18 protein-coding genes and 2 pseudogenes are annotated in these 16826 nt (G+C 40.6%); 9 read left to right on the top strand and 11 right to left on the bottom strand.

What is annotated here, in order from left to right; all coding sequences use genetic code 11:
* The first annotated feature begins 378 nt into the window (after positions 1 to 378).
* A complete protein-coding gene (locus L2764_RS21575; RefSeq protein ID WP_248942404.1) occupies positions 379 to 930 on the top strand; it encodes a gamma carbonic anhydrase family protein in 552 nt (183 codons plus the stop codon).
* Positions 931 to 946: 16 nt separating this feature from the next.
* Here L2764_RS21575 and L2764_RS21570 read toward each other — a convergent pair whose 3' ends face one another.
* The 9 genes and pseudogenes from L2764_RS21570 to L2764_RS21535 all read right to left on the bottom strand — a co-directional run bounded on the left by L2764_RS21570 (position 947) and on the right by L2764_RS21535 (position 6761).
* On the bottom strand, positions 947 to 1222 hold the full coding sequence (locus tag L2764_RS21570; protein ID WP_248942403.1) for a DUF1488 family protein: 276 nt from the start codon (positions 1220 to 1222) through the stop codon (positions 947 to 949).
* Between the two features lie 15 nt (positions 1223 to 1237).
* Complete coding sequence (gene aroE / locus L2764_RS21565) at positions 1238 to 2053, bottom strand: shikimate dehydrogenase (RefSeq protein ID WP_248942402.1); 816 nt, start codon at positions 2051 to 2053, stop codon at positions 1238 to 1240.
* Entirely contained in the window at positions 2050 to 2958 is a 909-nt protein-coding gene (gene hemF, locus L2764_RS21560) for an oxygen-dependent coproporphyrinogen oxidase (RefSeq protein ID WP_248942401.1), read from the bottom strand. The genes aroE and hemF overlap by 4 nt, the downstream gene beginning before the upstream one ends.
* 8 nt (positions 2959 to 2966) lie before the next feature.
* A complete protein-coding gene (gene tsaC, locus L2764_RS21555) occupies positions 2967 to 3530 on the bottom strand; it encodes an L-threonylcarbamoyladenylate synthase type 1 TsaC (protein WP_248942400.1) in 564 nt (187 codons plus the stop codon).
* Between the two features lie 57 nt (positions 3531 to 3587).
* On the bottom strand, positions 3588 to 4142 hold the full coding sequence (locus L2764_RS21550; protein WP_248942399.1) for a topoisomerase DNA-binding C4 zinc finger domain-containing protein: 555 nt from the start codon (positions 4140 to 4142) through the stop codon (positions 3588 to 3590).
* Positions 4143 to 4274: 132 nt separating this feature from the next.
* Positions 4275 to 4748, bottom strand: a complete 474-nt coding sequence (locus L2764_RS21545) for a DUF494 family protein (protein ID WP_248942398.1) — start codon at positions 4746 to 4748, stop codon at positions 4275 to 4277.
* Positions 4749 to 4750: 2 nt separating this feature from the next.
* A complete protein-coding gene (locus L2764_RS28555; RefSeq protein WP_446539685.1) occupies positions 4751 to 4867 on the bottom strand; it encodes a DprA-like winged helix domain-containing protein in 117 nt (38 codons plus the stop codon).
* Positions 4868 to 5056: 189 nt separating this feature from the next.
* Positions 5057 to 5766 (bottom strand): annotated as a pseudogene (dprA, locus tag L2764_RS21540) (DNA-processing protein DprA); the annotation flags it as partial.
* Between the two features lie 125 nt (positions 5767 to 5891).
* Positions 5892 to 6761 carry a peptidoglycan-binding protein LysM gene (locus tag L2764_RS21535; RefSeq protein ID WP_248942397.1) on the bottom strand — a complete coding sequence of 290 codons (870 nt, stop codon included), beginning with the start codon at positions 6759 to 6761 and terminating at the stop codon, positions 5892 to 5894.
* 232 nt (positions 6762 to 6993) lie between these two features.
* Here L2764_RS21535 and L2764_RS21530 point away from each other — a divergent pair, with 232 nt between their 5' ends.
* The 8 genes from L2764_RS21530 (at position 6994) to L2764_RS21495 (ending at position 16485) form a co-directional block, all read left to right on the top strand.
* Positions 6994 to 7431, top strand: coding sequence for a serine aminopeptidase domain-containing protein (locus L2764_RS21530; RefSeq protein WP_248942396.1), 438 nt, complete (start codon positions 6994 to 6996; stop codon positions 7429 to 7431).
* Entirely contained in the window at positions 7419 to 7955 is a 537-nt protein-coding gene (locus L2764_RS21525; protein ID WP_248942395.1) for a hypothetical protein, read from the top strand. Before L2764_RS21530 ends, L2764_RS21525 begins: the two co-directional genes overlap by 13 nt.
* Positions 7956 to 8204: 249 nt before the next feature.
* The gene (gene def, locus L2764_RS21520; RefSeq protein ID WP_248942394.1) at positions 8205 to 8717 is read left to right on the top strand and encodes a peptide deformylase; all 513 of its coding nucleotides are present in this window, start codon (positions 8205 to 8207) and stop codon (positions 8715 to 8717) included.
* A gap of 7 nt (positions 8718 to 8724) precedes the next feature.
* Positions 8725 to 9702: a methionyl-tRNA formyltransferase gene (fmt, locus tag L2764_RS21515; RefSeq protein WP_248942393.1), complete on the top strand. Its 978-nt coding sequence runs from the start codon at positions 8725 to 8727 to the stop codon at positions 9700 to 9702.
* Positions 9703 to 9706: 4 nt separating this feature from the next.
* Positions 9707 to 10987, top strand: a complete 1281-nt coding sequence (rsmB, locus tag L2764_RS21510) for a 16S rRNA (cytosine(967)-C(5))-methyltransferase RsmB (RefSeq protein ID WP_248942392.1) — start codon at positions 9707 to 9709, stop codon at positions 10985 to 10987.
* 5 nt (positions 10988 to 10992) lie between these two features.
* Positions 10993 to 12402: a Trk system potassium transporter TrkA gene (gene trkA, locus L2764_RS21505; RefSeq protein WP_248942391.1), complete on the top strand. Its 1410-nt coding sequence runs from the start codon at positions 10993 to 10995 to the stop codon at positions 12400 to 12402.
* Between the two features lie 20 nt (positions 12403 to 12422).
* Positions 12423 to 13865, top strand: coding sequence for a TrkH family potassium uptake protein (locus L2764_RS21500; protein ID WP_248942390.1), 1443 nt, complete (start codon positions 12423 to 12425; stop codon positions 13863 to 13865).
* A gap of 985 nt (positions 13866 to 14850) precedes the next feature.
* A complete protein-coding gene (locus L2764_RS21495) occupies positions 14851 to 16485 on the top strand; it encodes an endonuclease (protein WP_248942389.1) in 1635 nt (544 codons plus the stop codon).
* 87 nt (positions 16486 to 16572) lie between these two features.
* Here L2764_RS21495 and L2764_RS21490 read toward each other — a convergent pair whose 3' ends face one another.
* Both L2764_RS21490 and L2764_RS21485 read right to left on the bottom strand, forming a co-directional pair.
* The gene (locus tag L2764_RS21490; protein WP_248942388.1) at positions 16573 to 16668 is read right to left on the bottom strand and encodes a hypothetical protein; all 96 of its coding nucleotides are present in this window, start codon (positions 16666 to 16668) and stop codon (positions 16573 to 16575) included.
* Between the two features lie 49 nt (positions 16669 to 16717).
* Positions 16718 to 16826: pseudogene (locus tag L2764_RS21485) on the bottom strand (IS30-like element ISVsa7 family transposase); the annotation flags it as partial.

Genomic DNA, 16826 nt, shown 5'->3' with positions numbered 1-16826 from the left:
AGTGCTTATTTTAAGAAGTTTTTCAAGTGTTGATTTCTTAATCACTCATGTGATAAATAATCAAAACCGAAGCCCTTAAAGCGCTTGTCACCTGAGATTAAAATCCGAAGAAATCATTATCTCTAACACCGCTGCAAGTCCCGTACTCTCTAATCTTTCGACTAGGTAGTAAGCCTGCTTTGCCGTGTCAGTGGTTGCGCATTATAGGGAGATTTGAGCTAAGCACAAGTCCTTTTTAGCATTTAAATGAAACAAACCAACTGAGTGAACACAAAGCCAGCTAAACGTTTAATTTAAAGGCTTATCAGCTACTTTTTAAGCTTTTTATCAGAGGGTAAACGCGTATAATCACATTATTACGATAAAAGGACCTAAATTATGGTTAAGTCATTACGTACCTATAAAGGTATAAGCCCGACATTGAATGAAAATGTCTATATCGATGAAGCATGTGTTCTTGTGGGTGATATTACACTGGACGATGATGCAAGTGTTTGGCCTATGGTTGCAGCAAGAGGTGATGTGAACCGCATTTATATCGGTAAACGTACTAATGTCCAAGATGGGAGTATTTTACATGTTACCCGTAAATCAGCGTCTAATCCTGAAGGCCATCCACTGATTATCGGAAATGAAGTAACAATTGGACATAAAGCCATGCTTCATGGCTGTCAGGTCGGCAATCGAATCTTAATTGGTATGGGAGCTATTATATTAGACGGTGCCATACTGGAAGATGACATTATTCTTGGGGCTGGTGCTTTAGTCCCACCAGGAAAAATATTAACAAGCGGCTACCTTTACGTCGGTAGCCCAGCAAAACAAATACGTGCACTGACCGATGAAGAGATCTCCTTCTTACCGCAATCAGCCGATAATTACGTAAAATTGAAGGATGAATATTTAAGTGAGTGCCAACAAGACATTTGATTGACCCCAATAATGTCTATAAATTGATTCGACCTTGCTCGTCAAACGCTTCTTGTTCGATGAGCACTTCAATCTCCTCTTCTATATCAAAACGATATTCATCAAATAATGCGAGTGCCTTTACCGCTACCTCAAGATCTTTACGATCTAATAAGCTAACCGATATACGCAACAGTGTCTTTAACGTAACTCTGCACTCGATATTCGCTCCTTGAACTTGGGCTGGAAAATCAATACAAAAAACCTGAGCATTCCACTCTTGCAGATCTGGAAACAATACACTTTGATTCATACTCTTCCTTACCCTTTAAGGCAGACGTCTAAGCGCATTTAATACTGGCTCAACATTAGGTTCAACCTTACGCCAAAGCTTAAAACTTTGTGCAGCCTGCCCAACCAACATACCAAGACCATCAATAATCTGCTTCGCACCATTCTTCTTAGCCCAAGCATTAAAAGCCGTCACGTCTTTGCCATACATCATGTCATAACACACAGTGTTAGCATTAATTGTCTTAACGGGTAGATTAGGCACGTCTCCTGATAAACTTGCAGACGTTGAGTTTATAATTAAATCATATGCTTGATCTAGCTCTTCCATACAAAGGGAAGTAACATTTCCAAATTCAGCAAACGTTGTCGCTAACTTATCTGCTTTACTTTGAGTGCGATTCACTATGGTTAGCTTAGCAATACCGGTTTGCAATAAAGGCAAAATACAGCCTCTTGCCGCCCCACCAGCACCAACGAGTAAAACTTCAAGGTTTTCTAAACTCCCCATCTGCCTTTTTAAATCAGCAACCAAGCCCAAACCATCGGTGTTATCTCCATGGATTCTTCCATTTTCCATAACCGTCAGCGTATTTACAGCCCCCGCTAACCTAGCCTCGAGACTCAGTTCATCACATAAAGCAAAGGCTTGCTCTTTAAAAGGAACGGTTACATTCGCCCCGCGACCTTTCTCGGTAATAAATTGCCTCAAACTCGCCTCAAAGCACGCTACTGGAGCAAGAATAGCTTCATAGCTTATTGCTTGAGAGGTTTCTTTCGCAAAAAGAGTGTGAATTTGAGGCGACTTACTATGCCCAATAGGATTCCCGAATACTGCATATCTATCTGTCATAGCCAATCTCTAGGTCTAAGGTAATCAGAATATAATATCGCTTCAGGGCTATCTGGCACTGGTGTATAACCATATTCCCATCGAACAAGAGGCGGCATAGACATTAGTATTGATTCAGTGCGCCCACCGGTTTGCAGGCCAAAAAGAGTGCCTCGGTCATAAACCAAGTTAAATTCAACATAACGACCCCGACGATATAATTGGAACTGACGTTGATGCTCACTAAATTCAATATCCTTACGACGCTCAACAATAGGAGTGTAGGCCGTTAAGAACCCATCTCCCACGGCCTGCATAAAAGCAAAACTCTTATCAAAGCCCTCTTTATTAAGATCATCAAAAAACAAGCCACCGACTCCACGGGTTTCATTACGATGAGGTAACCAGAAATAGTCATCGCACCATTTTTTATATTTTGAATAAACAGCATCACCAAAGGGCTCACACAATGTTTGCGCTGTTTGATGCCAATGTACTACATCTTCAAGATAAGGATAAAAAGGGGTTAAATCAAAACCGCCACCAAACCACCACACCGGATCGGCGCCTTCTTTATAAGCAATAAAAAAACGCACATTGGCATGAGTAGTGGGTATATGAGGATTATTGGGATGAATAACTAAAGAAACGCCCATCGCCTCGAAGCTACGACCCGCTAATTCTGGACGGTGAGCAGTAGCAGACGCTGGCATAGAAGCCCCTGTTACATGAGAAAAGTTCACCCCAGCTTGCTCAAAAATATTGCCATTGGTTAAGACACGACTCTGCCCCCCCCCACCTTCAGCTCTGGTCCATTGATCTTCTTCAAAGTGGGCCTTGTCATCCAATGCTGTTAAGCCTGTACAGATCCTATTTTGTAACCCCAACAAAAAAGCTTTTACAACACTTGCATCCGGTATACTCATTCTTTTTATTATCCTTGTCTTAATATTTTACCGCTTATAGCATCAATAATCATAGAAGGGGCATCTTGCAATCCTAGCTCTCCGATGACAACAGCTGCAATCTTACCTTCAAACTGCTCTCTTATTTCAGCCACAGTTAATGCTGGAGAGCACCCAAAAAGGTTGGCACTAGTAGAAACAATAGGCTTATTCATTGCTGCACATATCGTTTGAATACCTTCATGCGCTGATACACGTACAGCAATAGAATCAAATGCTCCACTCAGTAAGGGAGACAAGCCTTCTTTCACTGGCATGATAAACGTATAAGGCCCCGGCCATTTACTGTGCACGAAATGCAGCTGAGCAGGGCTAAGCTTGGACGCATCAATATAGGGAATTAATTGATTATAATCTCCCGCCACGAGTATTAAACCTTTTTGCCAAGGCCGTTGCTTAATCTCAAGTAGCGCTTTTAATGCCGCCGGATCATCAGGAGCACAGCCTAAACCGTAAACGGCTTCCGTTGGATAAGCGATAACGCCGCCATTATCGACTAATTTAGCCACTTCTGATGGCAAAACTTCTAACATTATTTCCTCGATATTTTTCTAAGCCTAAATCAACACATAGCAAAATCAAAAAAACATCTACTCCATTAGACGCTTATATTTACAAGATTTTACAGGACACTCCACTCGCATCCCAGCCGCACCTTTACGTTCGACTAAAATAGCAAAATCACACTCCGGACAGGACTCTGCAACTGGGGGATAATTCAAAATAAACTTACATCCTGGATAAGCACTGCAAGCATAGAAACTTTTCCCAAAGCGACTGGTTTTATGTTCTAAATATCCTTGTTTGCAAATAGGGCAGCTAATAGCAATGCCTTTCTCATCTTGCGAGTGTTTCTCAAGATGATCACACTCAGGATATTGCGTACAACCAATAAACAAACCAAAACGACCCGACTTTACCGCCAATTCACCCCCACACTTTGGGCATTGGGATCCTGCAATGACTTGCGCTTCAATCTTTCCACTTTGCACTAAAGGACGAGTGTAATCACAACTAGGATAATGCTCACATCCGAAAAATCCGCCATGCTTACTATTTTTGACCATGAGGTTACCATGGCATAGAGGGCAAGCCTCTTGCTCTTTAGCATGAGGTGTAAATAAATCTTGATCTACTTTCGCCATGATATTCTCATTTATCTCATCTGTGCTTATTCTACCAAGTCTTGTCAGATCAAAAAAGGAAGCTTTCGCTTCCTTTTATCTTTAAACAACTAGAATACCTTACCTGAAACTCTCGCCCCCTCATATCAGAAACTAAGAATGTAGCCGTCCATCTGGCTGCTCAAAAATCAAATCTTCCATTTGCTCATAAGCGGATTCATGCCCTGGCGCATTAAATAACACCATAAGAATCACCCATTTTAAGTCGTCTAAACCCAGTGTCGTTTCATCAATTTCCATCACTCGATCAACAACCATTTCTCGAGTTTCGACACTTAATACTTTAATTTGCTCTAAAAAGAGCAAAAAGCCACGACTTTCTACATCGATTTTATCCATCTCATCTTGAGTGTAAATTCGAAAAGAATGTTGTGTGTGATCACACAAGTAAGGTTTATCGCTCTCCTGTAAGTCAGCCAAACATTCTAGCCAAGTTAATGCCTTAATGATATCGGCTTGATGAAATCCAGCCCGTGTTAGTTCTTTGGTCAACTCGTCCTCATCGACAAGTAACTCTACTTCACCATGAACATAGTTTTCAAATAAATACATGAGGATATCAAACATGGTTAGCTCCTCTTTAATTTTACATAACCACCGGGTACAACAGTAACCCACCCTTGCAATTCCAATTCAAGCAACTGCTCTAATACTAGCTCTATGGTTTTTCCACTATGCTCAACCACAACATCAATCGGTGTGGTCTCATAACCAACACTAGCTAACAGGGAAGCAAATGGCAAATCAGAGGCCTTATCCTCCCCTATATGGTGACGATTTTTCACTTCTTCAAGGTGAAAACGACATAAAGCATCAAGTTCTTCAACTATATCTTCTATAGTTTCGACTAATTTAGCGCCATTTCGCAGTAAATCATGACACCCTTGACTCTGGCCCGTTAAAATATTACCAGGAATAGCAAACACTTCTCTGCCTTGCTCCATGGCTAACCTTGCAGTAATCAAAGAACCACTCTTACGCGCAGCTTCAACCACTAACGTCCCTAAAGATAATCCACTAATAATACGATTACGCTTAGGAAAGTTTCCAGCATAAGCTGGTACCTGAGGCCAAAACTCACTATACAGCCTTGTTGACAAATCGCATGGTAAAGACGAGCGTGTCGTTTAGGATAAATAATATCAACTCCAGTACCTAAAACAGCCAATGAATGACCACTCACATCAAGCGAACCTTGATGGGCGGCACCGTCGATGCCGATGGCCATCCCACTCACAATACTCAATCCTATATTAGCCAGCTCAGAGCCGAATTGATAGGCAATTGACAACCCGCTTGGCGTCGCATTGCGACTCCCCACTATTGCGATAGAAGGGACAAGTAAATTTTCAATTTCACCTTTGATAAACAAGATCGACGGAGGATCGTACAATTCTTTTAATAGTGATGGATAAAAAGGATCTGCAGGATGAATAACATGATGCAAAGGATCGCTCTCTTGCCACGTCAAGGCGCGATCCACTAACGATAGATCAGCACCGAGTCCTTTATTCAAAAGAGTGTGAGGCAAAAATAAGGCATCAGGTTGATGATCAATCTGTTGCCTCAATTCACTGATACTCATATTCTGCAATAATTGCTTTATCCGAGCGGGTCCTAGCCCTGACACACTGCTTACAATTAACCAATCAACCAACTCATCTTGAATAACCTACCCTCTTTTTAAGACGCTAACTGATAACAAAACAATCACAACCCCACACTATCACCCACTCTAATGGGTCTTTCATTTTCCATGATGATCCCAAAGCTCATCTCTTCAAACACTTTAAATATCATTAACTCCCCATGGTAAACCTGAGGTGTAATAAAAACAGGATCCCAATTAAAATTAGCCATCATATTATCAAAAGCCGTTCCTTCACTCAGCATAACGGGCACTCCCTCCTCAGTCAGAGTAACAGGATCTCCGTCTCCAAAAATGGATAATAAATGGCCCACTTCTAACCCTTGTGATTTTCCTTGATTAACATACACCACATCCATAGCCCCCATAGCGGTAGCTTCTGTAGCAGAGGCCATAATAAACGCTATCGTGTTTAACCTTGTCATTGTGGGAGTAAAATAGGCCGACATCAACAAAGGAGAACCCCGCATCAACACCCTGTCACCTAACTGTACTTCTTTAAAACTACTTAATACTTTCACTTTGGATATGTAATTAGATTCAATAACAAGTCCACTTGCTGCCAATAAAATTTCTTGCTCAATATACTGAGGAGAAGCCAAGTCAAATTCTCTGCCTTTTTGATAAATACCCAACAAGGCACCTTCGGGCAAAATTCCATTAATGTAAATAACATCTCTTTCTCGATATAAACCAGATATATCATCACTGCCAATAATGAGCGGTTGAGCATCAAACCAATCCAACGACACGATGAGATTTTGTGATAAATAAGGTTGGATCAACGCTAAATCTAGCGCGGAAACTGAAGCTTGTTTCGGAATAACCCTAGCTTTAGGCTTAAATTCAATTAAAGGCTTATTTGCAGAAGGGGCCGCGTTAACAAATGCACTCATGAAAATAAATAAAATAAAATAAAGTAATCCTTTCATCGCAAACTCCTTCTTGCGTGTTCAGTCCTCTGAACATCCTATTTTCATCTGTACCCAAACCCATTGAAGATGGTTTGAATATAGGCATGTTCAAATAAGTATAACGAACGGATACTTTATTGGAGTGTATTTGTTAGAAATAATGAACAATTAAACAACGTAAGTGTTTGGATAACTCTTACTCTCTATGTCATGTTAGAGCAACATATTGACTAAGCAACGGCTAGATTTAATGCTCAAGGTAATACAAGGAATAATGCAATTAACAGGACTGATATCCCCAAAGCTATCTGCACATTTAGCGCTTTATTTATGCTCTAAACCTAAGAAACATACCGATTCAAATAGAGAGAAAGAACAGCTTAATCAAGGAAATAAACTGACATACAAAGGTGCATTAGGCACAAACAATATTGCTTGGTCATGGGGAAAAGGGCCCGTTGTCATTCTTTGTCATGGCTGGGAAGCTCGAGGTTCAAAAATGGCAACATTAGCAATGGAAATTGCCAATGCAGGCTTTCAAGCAATAGCCATTGATTGCACAGCTCATGGATATTCTGCAGGGAAACGATCCAATTTTGATATCATGGCCCGAGACATTCCATTCACTCCCTCACATCACAATTTCCACAAATTTTTGCTGTTGTGGGACATTCGATGGGCGGTATGATGGCCATGAGAGCACGAGCATTTGGACTCAAGGCCGAACGCTATGTTCTTTTAGGTGCACCCAGTGCGCCACTTCCCATCATGAACATCATGCAGAACATTTTAAAAATGAGTCCTGAAGCCATCGCTATTTGCCAAGATAAAATTGCAAAACAAATAGGGCTCACTTGGGAGCAACAGCTGCAAGGGAAAATATATGCCTCAACGGAGGATCCTTTATTATTGGTATATGACAACCAAGATAAAGAAGTCCCTTTATTTCACGCAGAGAAAATACAACAGATATGGGAAAATTCAATCTTAATACAAACAACCGGGTTAGGACATAGAAAACTCATTTGGGATCCTAACGTCATTCAGTCCGTTATCTCATTTATCACCGCCCCCCCTGATCAAACTGAAAACCAGCTCAAGCAAGAGCAATATCAACGAAGAGGACCCATTGAGCATATGAAAAGGCTTCTACGATACACGAGTCTCCAGACCCCCTCTCCATTTAATGTTGAGAAATGGATCAGCATATAGAAATAACTTTCGTCACCCAGAAAGATATTATCTTGATATGTACTATAAAATCAACACCATACCATCAACAAGTAATCATTCACGCAAAGCAATGACAGGAAATTTGCGCATATATCGAGCTTTTGCTGTTATTGAGCGTCACGAAGGACTAAAATTGTCCCATTACTTAGCGTCAATGAATGTTCAAGCAATTTGAATTCAATCAATCTGACGTCATGTTTGACAGAATTTAGTAGAAAGAGTGGATGTATGAGTTTATTAAAAGTACTACGTTTTCCAGATGAAAGGCTGCGCACGATCGCTAAGCCTGTAACAGATTTCGGCCCCGAATTTCAGACCATCATCGATGATATGATTGAAACCATGCACGAAGAAAATGGCATCGGACTTGCGGCAACCCAAGTCGACTTTCATCAACAACTCATTGTTATGGACTTACAAGATGATGTTGAGCGCCCCAAGATATTCGTCAATCTAGAAATAATTGAAAAAAGCGGTCATTTTATCAACGAAGAAGGCTGTTTATCCGTTCCTGGTATTTACGCTGAAATTGAACGCGCTGAGTTTGTCACAATAAAAGCACAAGATCGTGATGGTAATCCTTTCACTTTAGAAGCCACTGAATTATTTGCTATTTGTTTACAACATGAACTCGATCATTTAATTGGCAATCTATTTGTCGACTACTTATCCCCATTAAAGCGTCAACGGATAAAACAAAAGCTAGAAAAAGCCGCTCGCTTAGAAGCTAAACAAGGATAAAACACGCTTGAAACCACTCAATATTATTTTTGCAGGTACACCTGATTTTGCCGCTCTCCACTTGCAAGCACTGATTGATTCACAACATAATATTATCGCGGTCTATACCCAACCCGATAGACCTGCTGGACGTGGTAAAAAGCTGCAAGCTAGCCCCGTAAAAACGCTAGCTTTATCTCACAACATAGACGTCATGCAACCTAAATCATTAAGAGATGAAACGGCACAACAGCTGCTCTCTCAGCTAAATGCAGATATCATGGTGGTTGTGGCTTACGGCTTGCTTTTACCTCAAAACGTTTTAGATACGCCAGTATTAGGTTGCATCAATGTTCATGGTTCAATATTGCCTCGTTGGCGTGGAGCAGCGCCGATACAGCGCGCTTTATGGGCGGGAGATACTGAAACGGGTGTCACTATTATGCAAATGGATATCGGTCTTGATACCGGTGACATGCTACTCAAAACACAACTGCCTATCGAAGATACCGACACTTCAGCCACACTGTATGAAAAATTGGCGCTTCAGGGCCCCGATGCGCTCATTGAAGCACTTGCTGGCATTGCCAATAAAACCCTATCGCCAGTCAAACAAGATGAAAGCCAAGCAAATTATGCTGCGAAGCTTAGTAAAGAAGAAGCTCGGCTCGATTGGAATAAAAGCGCGTTAACATTATGGCGTGAAATTAGAGCCTTTAATCCTTGGCCAATGAGTCACTTTGAACACGAAGGTTACAGCATTAAAGTATGGCAGAGCCAGCCCAGTAATTTACACTCTGATGCCCCCGCTGGTACCATTGTACAAGCCAATAAAACGGGATTGAGCATAGCAACGGGAGACGGTGTTCTCACCCTCACTCACATGCAACTCCCAGGTAAGAAACCACTTTCCATTGCAGATATTTTGAACTCGAAAGCCGATTGGTTTGTTCCAAATACTATACTTGCATTACCGGTAACAAATAATCCTATTGAGGCTAAATAATTTAATGAATTTAAGAGCATTGGCAGCAAAGGTCATTTTTCAAGTATTAGAAAAAGGCCTGTCTCTTTCAGTCGCACTCCCTGATCAACAACGACACCTCGATAATGGAAAAGACAAAGCCTTACTCGCTGAGCTCTGCTATGGCGTAATGCGAGTTCTGCCACAACTCGATAAGCAAGTGAGCGATTGTATGAGCAAGCCTCTGAAAGGCAAGCAAAGAATTGTGCACCAGTTATTATTAGTGGGGTGTTATCAATTATATTGTACGCGTATCCCAAGCCACGCTGCCATTTCTGAAACAGCCGAAGCCTGCAGACAGTTAAAATTTGAAGGCTTAGTCAAAGTCGTCAATGCCATACTCAGAAACATCCAACGTCAGCAAAAGCCATTATCCAGTGCCAATGAAACCTTACAATACAATACGCCTGCTTGGTTGATTAAACGATTGCAATCTGCTTATCCCGATAAATGGCAAGAGATCATTGAACAAAGTCATCAACGCCCACCGATGTGGTTACGTAACAATCAAAAAATTCAATCCCGAGATGATTATTTAACTCGCTTGCACGATCATGACATCACCGCGAGTACTGGCAGCAGTGATGATGCGATTTTACTCGAAAGCCCAATCGACGTCATGAAATTACCTGATTTTAGCGCGGGGTCAGTATCAGTACAAGATGGTGCAGCTCAATGGGCAGCGAGCTTATTGACTCCCAAAGAAGGCGAATTAATACTCGATGCTTGCGCCGCCCCAGGCGGAAAAACCTGCCATATTCTCGAAATAGAATCTAATATAAAACTGATTGCTGTTGATAATGATGCAAAAAGGCTAGAACGCGTTCAACAAAATCTCGATAGATTGTCATTAGAAGCGACGTTAATCCATGGTGATGCCGCCAATATTGATGCCTGGTGGCAAGGCGACAAATTTGATCGCATTTTATTAGATGCGCCTTGTTCAGCAACAGGCGTTATTCGACGACATCCCGATATTAAATGGTTAAGAAAAAACAGTGATATTGAAGAGCTTGCCAGACTTCAATCGACAATGATTGATCATTGTTGGCACTGGCTAAAACCGGGAGGCACACTTTTATATGCAACCTGTTCCATTTTGCCTCAAGAAAATAGTGAACAGATAAGGGCTTTTCTAGCACGTACGCCTGATGCGAGATTAGATACCTTAATACAACAAAAAAATCAAGAGTCTATTGGTTGGCAAATTACTCCAGGGCAAGAGAATATGGATGGTTTTTATTACGCACGTCTAATTAAGGACTAGCAGGCATGAAGATTATCATTTTAGGTGCTGGGCAAGTAGGTGGTACATTAGCAGAAAACCTAGTCGGCGAAAATAATGATATTACTATCGTCGATAATAATAAAAACCGCTTACAAAGCTTGCAGGATAAGTTTGATCTGCGCGTGGTCATTGGCCATGGCGCTCACCCTGATGTCTTAAAAGAAGCGGGGGCTGAAGATGCTGATATGCTGATTGCTGTTACCAGCAGCGATGAATGCAATATGGCAGCCTGCCAAATTGCATTCTCCCTCTTTGGCACTCCCACTAAAATCGCTAGGATCCGATCAGAACAATATATTCGCATGCGCGATAAACTGTTTATCAATAGCGAAACCAAACAAAATGATAGTCGCACCCGTGGTGGCTTTGTTATCGATGAACTTATCGCACCAGAGCAACTAGTCACCGCCTATATACGAAGGCTAGTAGAGCACCCAGGCGCTTTACAAGTCTTAGAGTTTGCTGAAGGGCGTTTAAGTTTAGTGGCTGTACGCGTTTATTATGGAGGGCCTCTGGTCGGTAATGCACTGGCAGCCTTACGCGAACACATGCCTAATATTGATACTCGAGTCGCCGCTATTTTTCGCCAAGGTCGCCCTATCATGCCTCGCGGGACGACCATAATGGAAGCGGATGATGAAGTATTCTTTCTCGCCGACACTCGTCATATTCGTGCTGTTATGGGAGAAATGCAAAAACTGGATAATTCATATCGCAACATTATGATTGCCGGAGGCGGTAATATAGGCTTTGGATTAGCGAAACAGTTACAGCGAAACCATAGTGTTAAGTTAATAGAAAGAAATCAAGATCGGGCCGAAGAATTATCAGAGCGATTAGAAAACGCAACGGTTTTTTGTGGTGATGCTTCCGATCAAGAGTTACTCGTTGAAGAGCATATCGAACAAACCGATGTTTTTATTGCCGTCACCAATGATGACGAAGCCAACATCATGTCTTCTTTATTAGCAAAACGTATGGGAGCCAAAAATGTCATGGTACTTATTCAGCGGGAAGCTTATGTTGATATTGTTCAAGAAGCCAATATTGATATTGCCATTTCGCCACAACAAGCCACTATCTCGGCAATGCTCACCCATATCCGCCAAGGCGATATTTGTAACGTGTATTCTTTAAGGCGTGGAGCCGCTGAAGCCATTGAAGCCATTGCCCATGGAGATAAGAGCACATCCAAAGTCGTTGGCAAGAAAATCAATGAGATAAAATTACCTCCAGGCACAACGATAGGCGCTATAGTGAGAGATGAAGAGGTATTAATGGCACATGACAACACGATTATTGAACAAGATGATCATGTCATTCTCTTCTTAGTCGATAAAAAATTCATTGGTGAAGTCGAAAAACTGTTCCAACCGAGCGCCTTCTTCTTTTAGCCATTAGCGACGGATAAAACATGCTGAATTTTCGTGCTCTTTTATTTATTTTAGGCATATTTTTATCGGCTCTGACTGGTTTCATGCTCATCCCTTTAAGCTTAGCGGTATATTTGGGAGAAGCGACCAGTGGCGCCTTTGCAAGATCTTGTTTATATTGTGGAGTAGCAGCCGCAATATGTTTACATAATGGCCAAAAAAAACGTTTACAGCTTAATATCCGAGATATGTTCATATTAACCAGTCTCACCTGGATTATTGTCAGTTTATTCGCCGCACTTCCCTTTACCATTTATATCGGCATCAATTACACCGATGCATTTTTTGAAACCATGTCAGGGATCACCACTACAGGATCAACGATACTCTCTGGGCTTGATGATATGGATCGCAGTATTCTTATTTGGCGTTCTTTATTGCAATGGTTTGGCGGTATTGGCTTTATTGTTATGGCGGTTGCTATTTTGCCTTTTTTAAACGTCGGGGGCATGCGATTATTCAGAACAGAATCCTCTGACTGGAGTGATAAAACGGTTCCTAGAACCCAATTAATGGCAAAACACCTGCTGTTTGCATACTGCTCACTCACTTTGCTGTGTTATGTCGCTTTTCATTACAGTGGCATGAGCTGGTTTGATGCGATTAATCATGCCATGGGAACCTTGTCCACTGGCGGGTTTTCAACGTCAGATAAATCCATGGCAGCCTTTTCAAATCAAGCACAATGGTTTGCAATTCTGTTTATGATTTCAGGAGCATTACCCCTATTACTGTTTGTCTACAGCTTGCAACAGAGTAGCTTGAAAGTATGGAACGATGCACAAGTAAAAGGCTTTTTAATCTTTATATGCATAGTATCACTTTCTCTTGGATCTTGGCTTTCCCACGTCAAAGATATGCCTTTTATGGATGCCTTACGGCTATCCACATTTAATGTGGTTTCAGTGATAACAACAACGGGATTTGGCCTAACGGATTTTGATTCATGGGGGACACTTGCCAGTATCACTTTATTCTTTTTATTATTTGTTGGCGGCTGCTCAGGCTCGACTTCTGGAGGCATAAAAATTTTCAGGTTTCAGATCGCAGCTGCCGTAATGGTGCAGCAACTCAAACAACAATTTCATCCCAAAAGCGTCTTTAAAAGCCGGTATAACAATCAAATAATTAACCAAGAAATTGTCAATTCACTCGTGACCTTCATGCTGCTATTTATCCTATTATTTGTCATCATTACCGTTATTCTAGTTGCCACAGGACTCGATCTAGTGACCAGTATATCAGGTTCTATCACCGCCATCAGCAACGTAGGACCCGGTATAGGTAAGGTTATCGGACCTTCAAGTAATTTCGCCTCGATACCTAACGTTGCAAAATGGGCCTTAGCGATAGGCATGCTCATGGGCCGACTCGAAATTCTTACTGTCGCGGTATTATTTCACCCTAAATTCTGGCGATTTTAATCAAACAAATCATTTAAACAAACTTAATGATTTGTTTTCGTACACAAATAAGCACCATCGACACATCTGGTTACAAAATGCTTTAAAAGTGTGACTAAAAAACACCCTTTTTACACCGTTTTCTATTATGCTAGCGCTATATTCTGATGTATATACCCAAACCAAAAAACGACGTATGCATTAGCACAACACCAAGTGATCGTTTCAACGACCCAAATATCGATAGAATAAACAAAGCCAAGTCAGTAGCAATTCATCCAAAATAGTCATCCCCTACCCAGCAGTATGACCCCATACTGCTGGGTAGCATACTTTATCTATACATATCCAAGCACATTTTAAATAAACGATAAAAAGTTGCCACATCAGCTTATGATGTGAATAAATAAAAATGTAATATATAGACAAAGAAAGATGATAATCAATGCTGATGAAAAAAACACCAACAGATAACCATAACAAATAATATTTAAGTCATTTTTATATAAGAAATAATAGACTTAATCACTTGAAAAAATACAAACGAATATAACTTATAATATTTAGTTTTAAAATGACAATCCGTGCTCTTATAATTCATCACACAACTCAATCGTTAACAAGTCGTTAACAATGGATATATCTGTGTATCTACACTTATAATGCTTTTCCTGTTAAATAATTTTTATATTCTCCCGCAGAAATACGCTGATATAAATAACCACTAAGATTGATTATTCAACAAAAGATAATAAATACTGAAGGTTATAATCTATTAATGCTTTTAACAAATTTATTTTTCAAAATTATCAATATATTCATTTGTATAATACATAAATAATAAACTAGATTAATAAATAGCTAAACGCTAAAAAAAGCTAATAAGTAAATATATATTTACCAAATAACAGTATTTTTAACTCTTTTCATATTTTTGTATTTATTTATTCACAACTATAGTCTACATTCCACTGGATAAAAATAAGGTTTAATTGGATAAAGTTAAATGAAAAAAATAATAATCTTAGCTCTCTCTACGTTTCACTTTTCTGCTACGGCGAATGTCTTAATCAGTGAAGTTCTATATGATAGCCCGAATGATGATATTACCGAAGAATGGGTTGAACTGTATAACGCAAGCTGTGACACCATAGACTTATCAACCTATACACTCAATGATAATGGTGGCAATTATGCGCTCAGTGGTGAACTAGCCGCAGGAGAATATTTGACAGTTGCAAAAGATGCAACCGCATTTTATAACCTCTACGGCACAAGTGCCGACTTAACTGATTTTAGTTTATCATTAGGTAATTCAGGTGATTATCTATATTTAAAAAATAATGACTCTGAAATTGATATGCTGGCTTGGGAAAATAAAATCAGTGGTTGGAACATATCTGCAACGAATACCAGTCTTGCAAGAACCAGCACTGAAGATACCGATTCAGTCAGTGATTGGGGGAACACAAACTCAACTGGCACCCCAAAATCAGGGATATTTAGCTCATCTTGCTCAACCAATGATAATCTGGCTACTGAGTTTAGTGATACGGAAATAGCCAATGGAGGCACAATTGATTTAGTCGCAACAAGCAGCGGCCAACCCCTAAGCTATACTCTAAATACTGCAGCGGGATCGGATCTAACCATTGCTATTACTGGTGGCAGCGGAGATGCTGATTTATATGTCAAGCTGGGATCAGCGCCCACAACAAGTGACTATGACTGCGCTCCCTATCTAACGGGTAATAATGAATCTTGTTCATTTAGCACGGTTTCAGCCGGTACGTACTATATCAATATTGTTTCTTTTGAAAATTTCACTGATGTTACACTATCAGCTAATTATACTGAAGATTCAGACAATGCAGGTGGCGGAAATACAAGCTTTGAAGATTTCGATACTTATTATGCCGATGCAAGTAACTTAACAGGTGAAACGTTAAAAAGTGCATTAAATACCATCATAGATACGCATACTTCACTTTCTTATTCTCAAGTTTGGGATGCATTAGAAACCACAGATGAAGATCCTGATAATAGTGGCAATGTTATATTATTTTATACTCAACGCTCGCAAAATAAAGCCAGCAGGGTCGGTGGCGCGGGTGCAAACAATGATCAAAATGATTGGAATCGTGAACATATCTGGCCAAAAAGCCACGGCTTTCCTTCTTCCGGCGATGATGCATATACTGATATTCATCACTTGCGTCCATCGGATGAATCCGTTAACAGCACACGTGGCAACTTAGACTTTGACGATTCAAGTAGCAACAGTATCAGTGAAGCACCTGGCACATACTATGATACTGATAGTTTTGAACCTATGGACAGCTTAAAAGGTGATGTCGCACGCATGATTTTCTACATGGATGTGCGTTATCAGGGAACAGATACCAGCACAACAGGTGTTGGCGATCTTCAAATCAGTAACAGCACCGGCACAGCAACCTCTTCATCAGGTAATGGCTATATAGGAAAACTTTGTACTCTACTCACTTGGCATAATTCCGATCCCGTCGACTCCTTAGAAGAAGCACGCAACAACAAGGTTTATGTCATACAAGGCAACCGCAATCCCTTTATCGACTATGCTGATTGGGCTAATGAAATTTATACGAACCAGTGTAACTAACGAAAACTAAAAACACAGTATATCCGATATGGAGAACCTTCCATATCGGATGTACTGTATAATCAAGCTTACTAAAGAGACTATAACTTAATTCGGACGTTCACCTTTTTTAGGGGGCTCTGGCAGTTCATCTTCAGAAAGAACACCATCGCCATTCACATCTAAACGGTCGAAATCTTCCAATAATGGACCTTTGACTTAATCTCTCGATACCGCGGCGAGTAATATGGCCCTAGATCTCAGCAATAAGCGACACACGTTTACCTGTTAAAAACTCATAAGGACTGAGAAAGTTTAACGCCTTTCTTGGCCTCATGTTAATTAAAAATTCAGCATTGGCT

It is taken from the genome of Shewanella surugensis, from assembly GCF_023284005.1.
GTDB lineage: Bacteria > Pseudomonadota > Gammaproteobacteria > Enterobacterales > Shewanellaceae > Shewanella > Shewanella surugensis.
The sequence above is the reverse complement of the archived record's forward strand: the minus strand, read 5'-3'. Positions and strand labels throughout refer to the sequence as shown.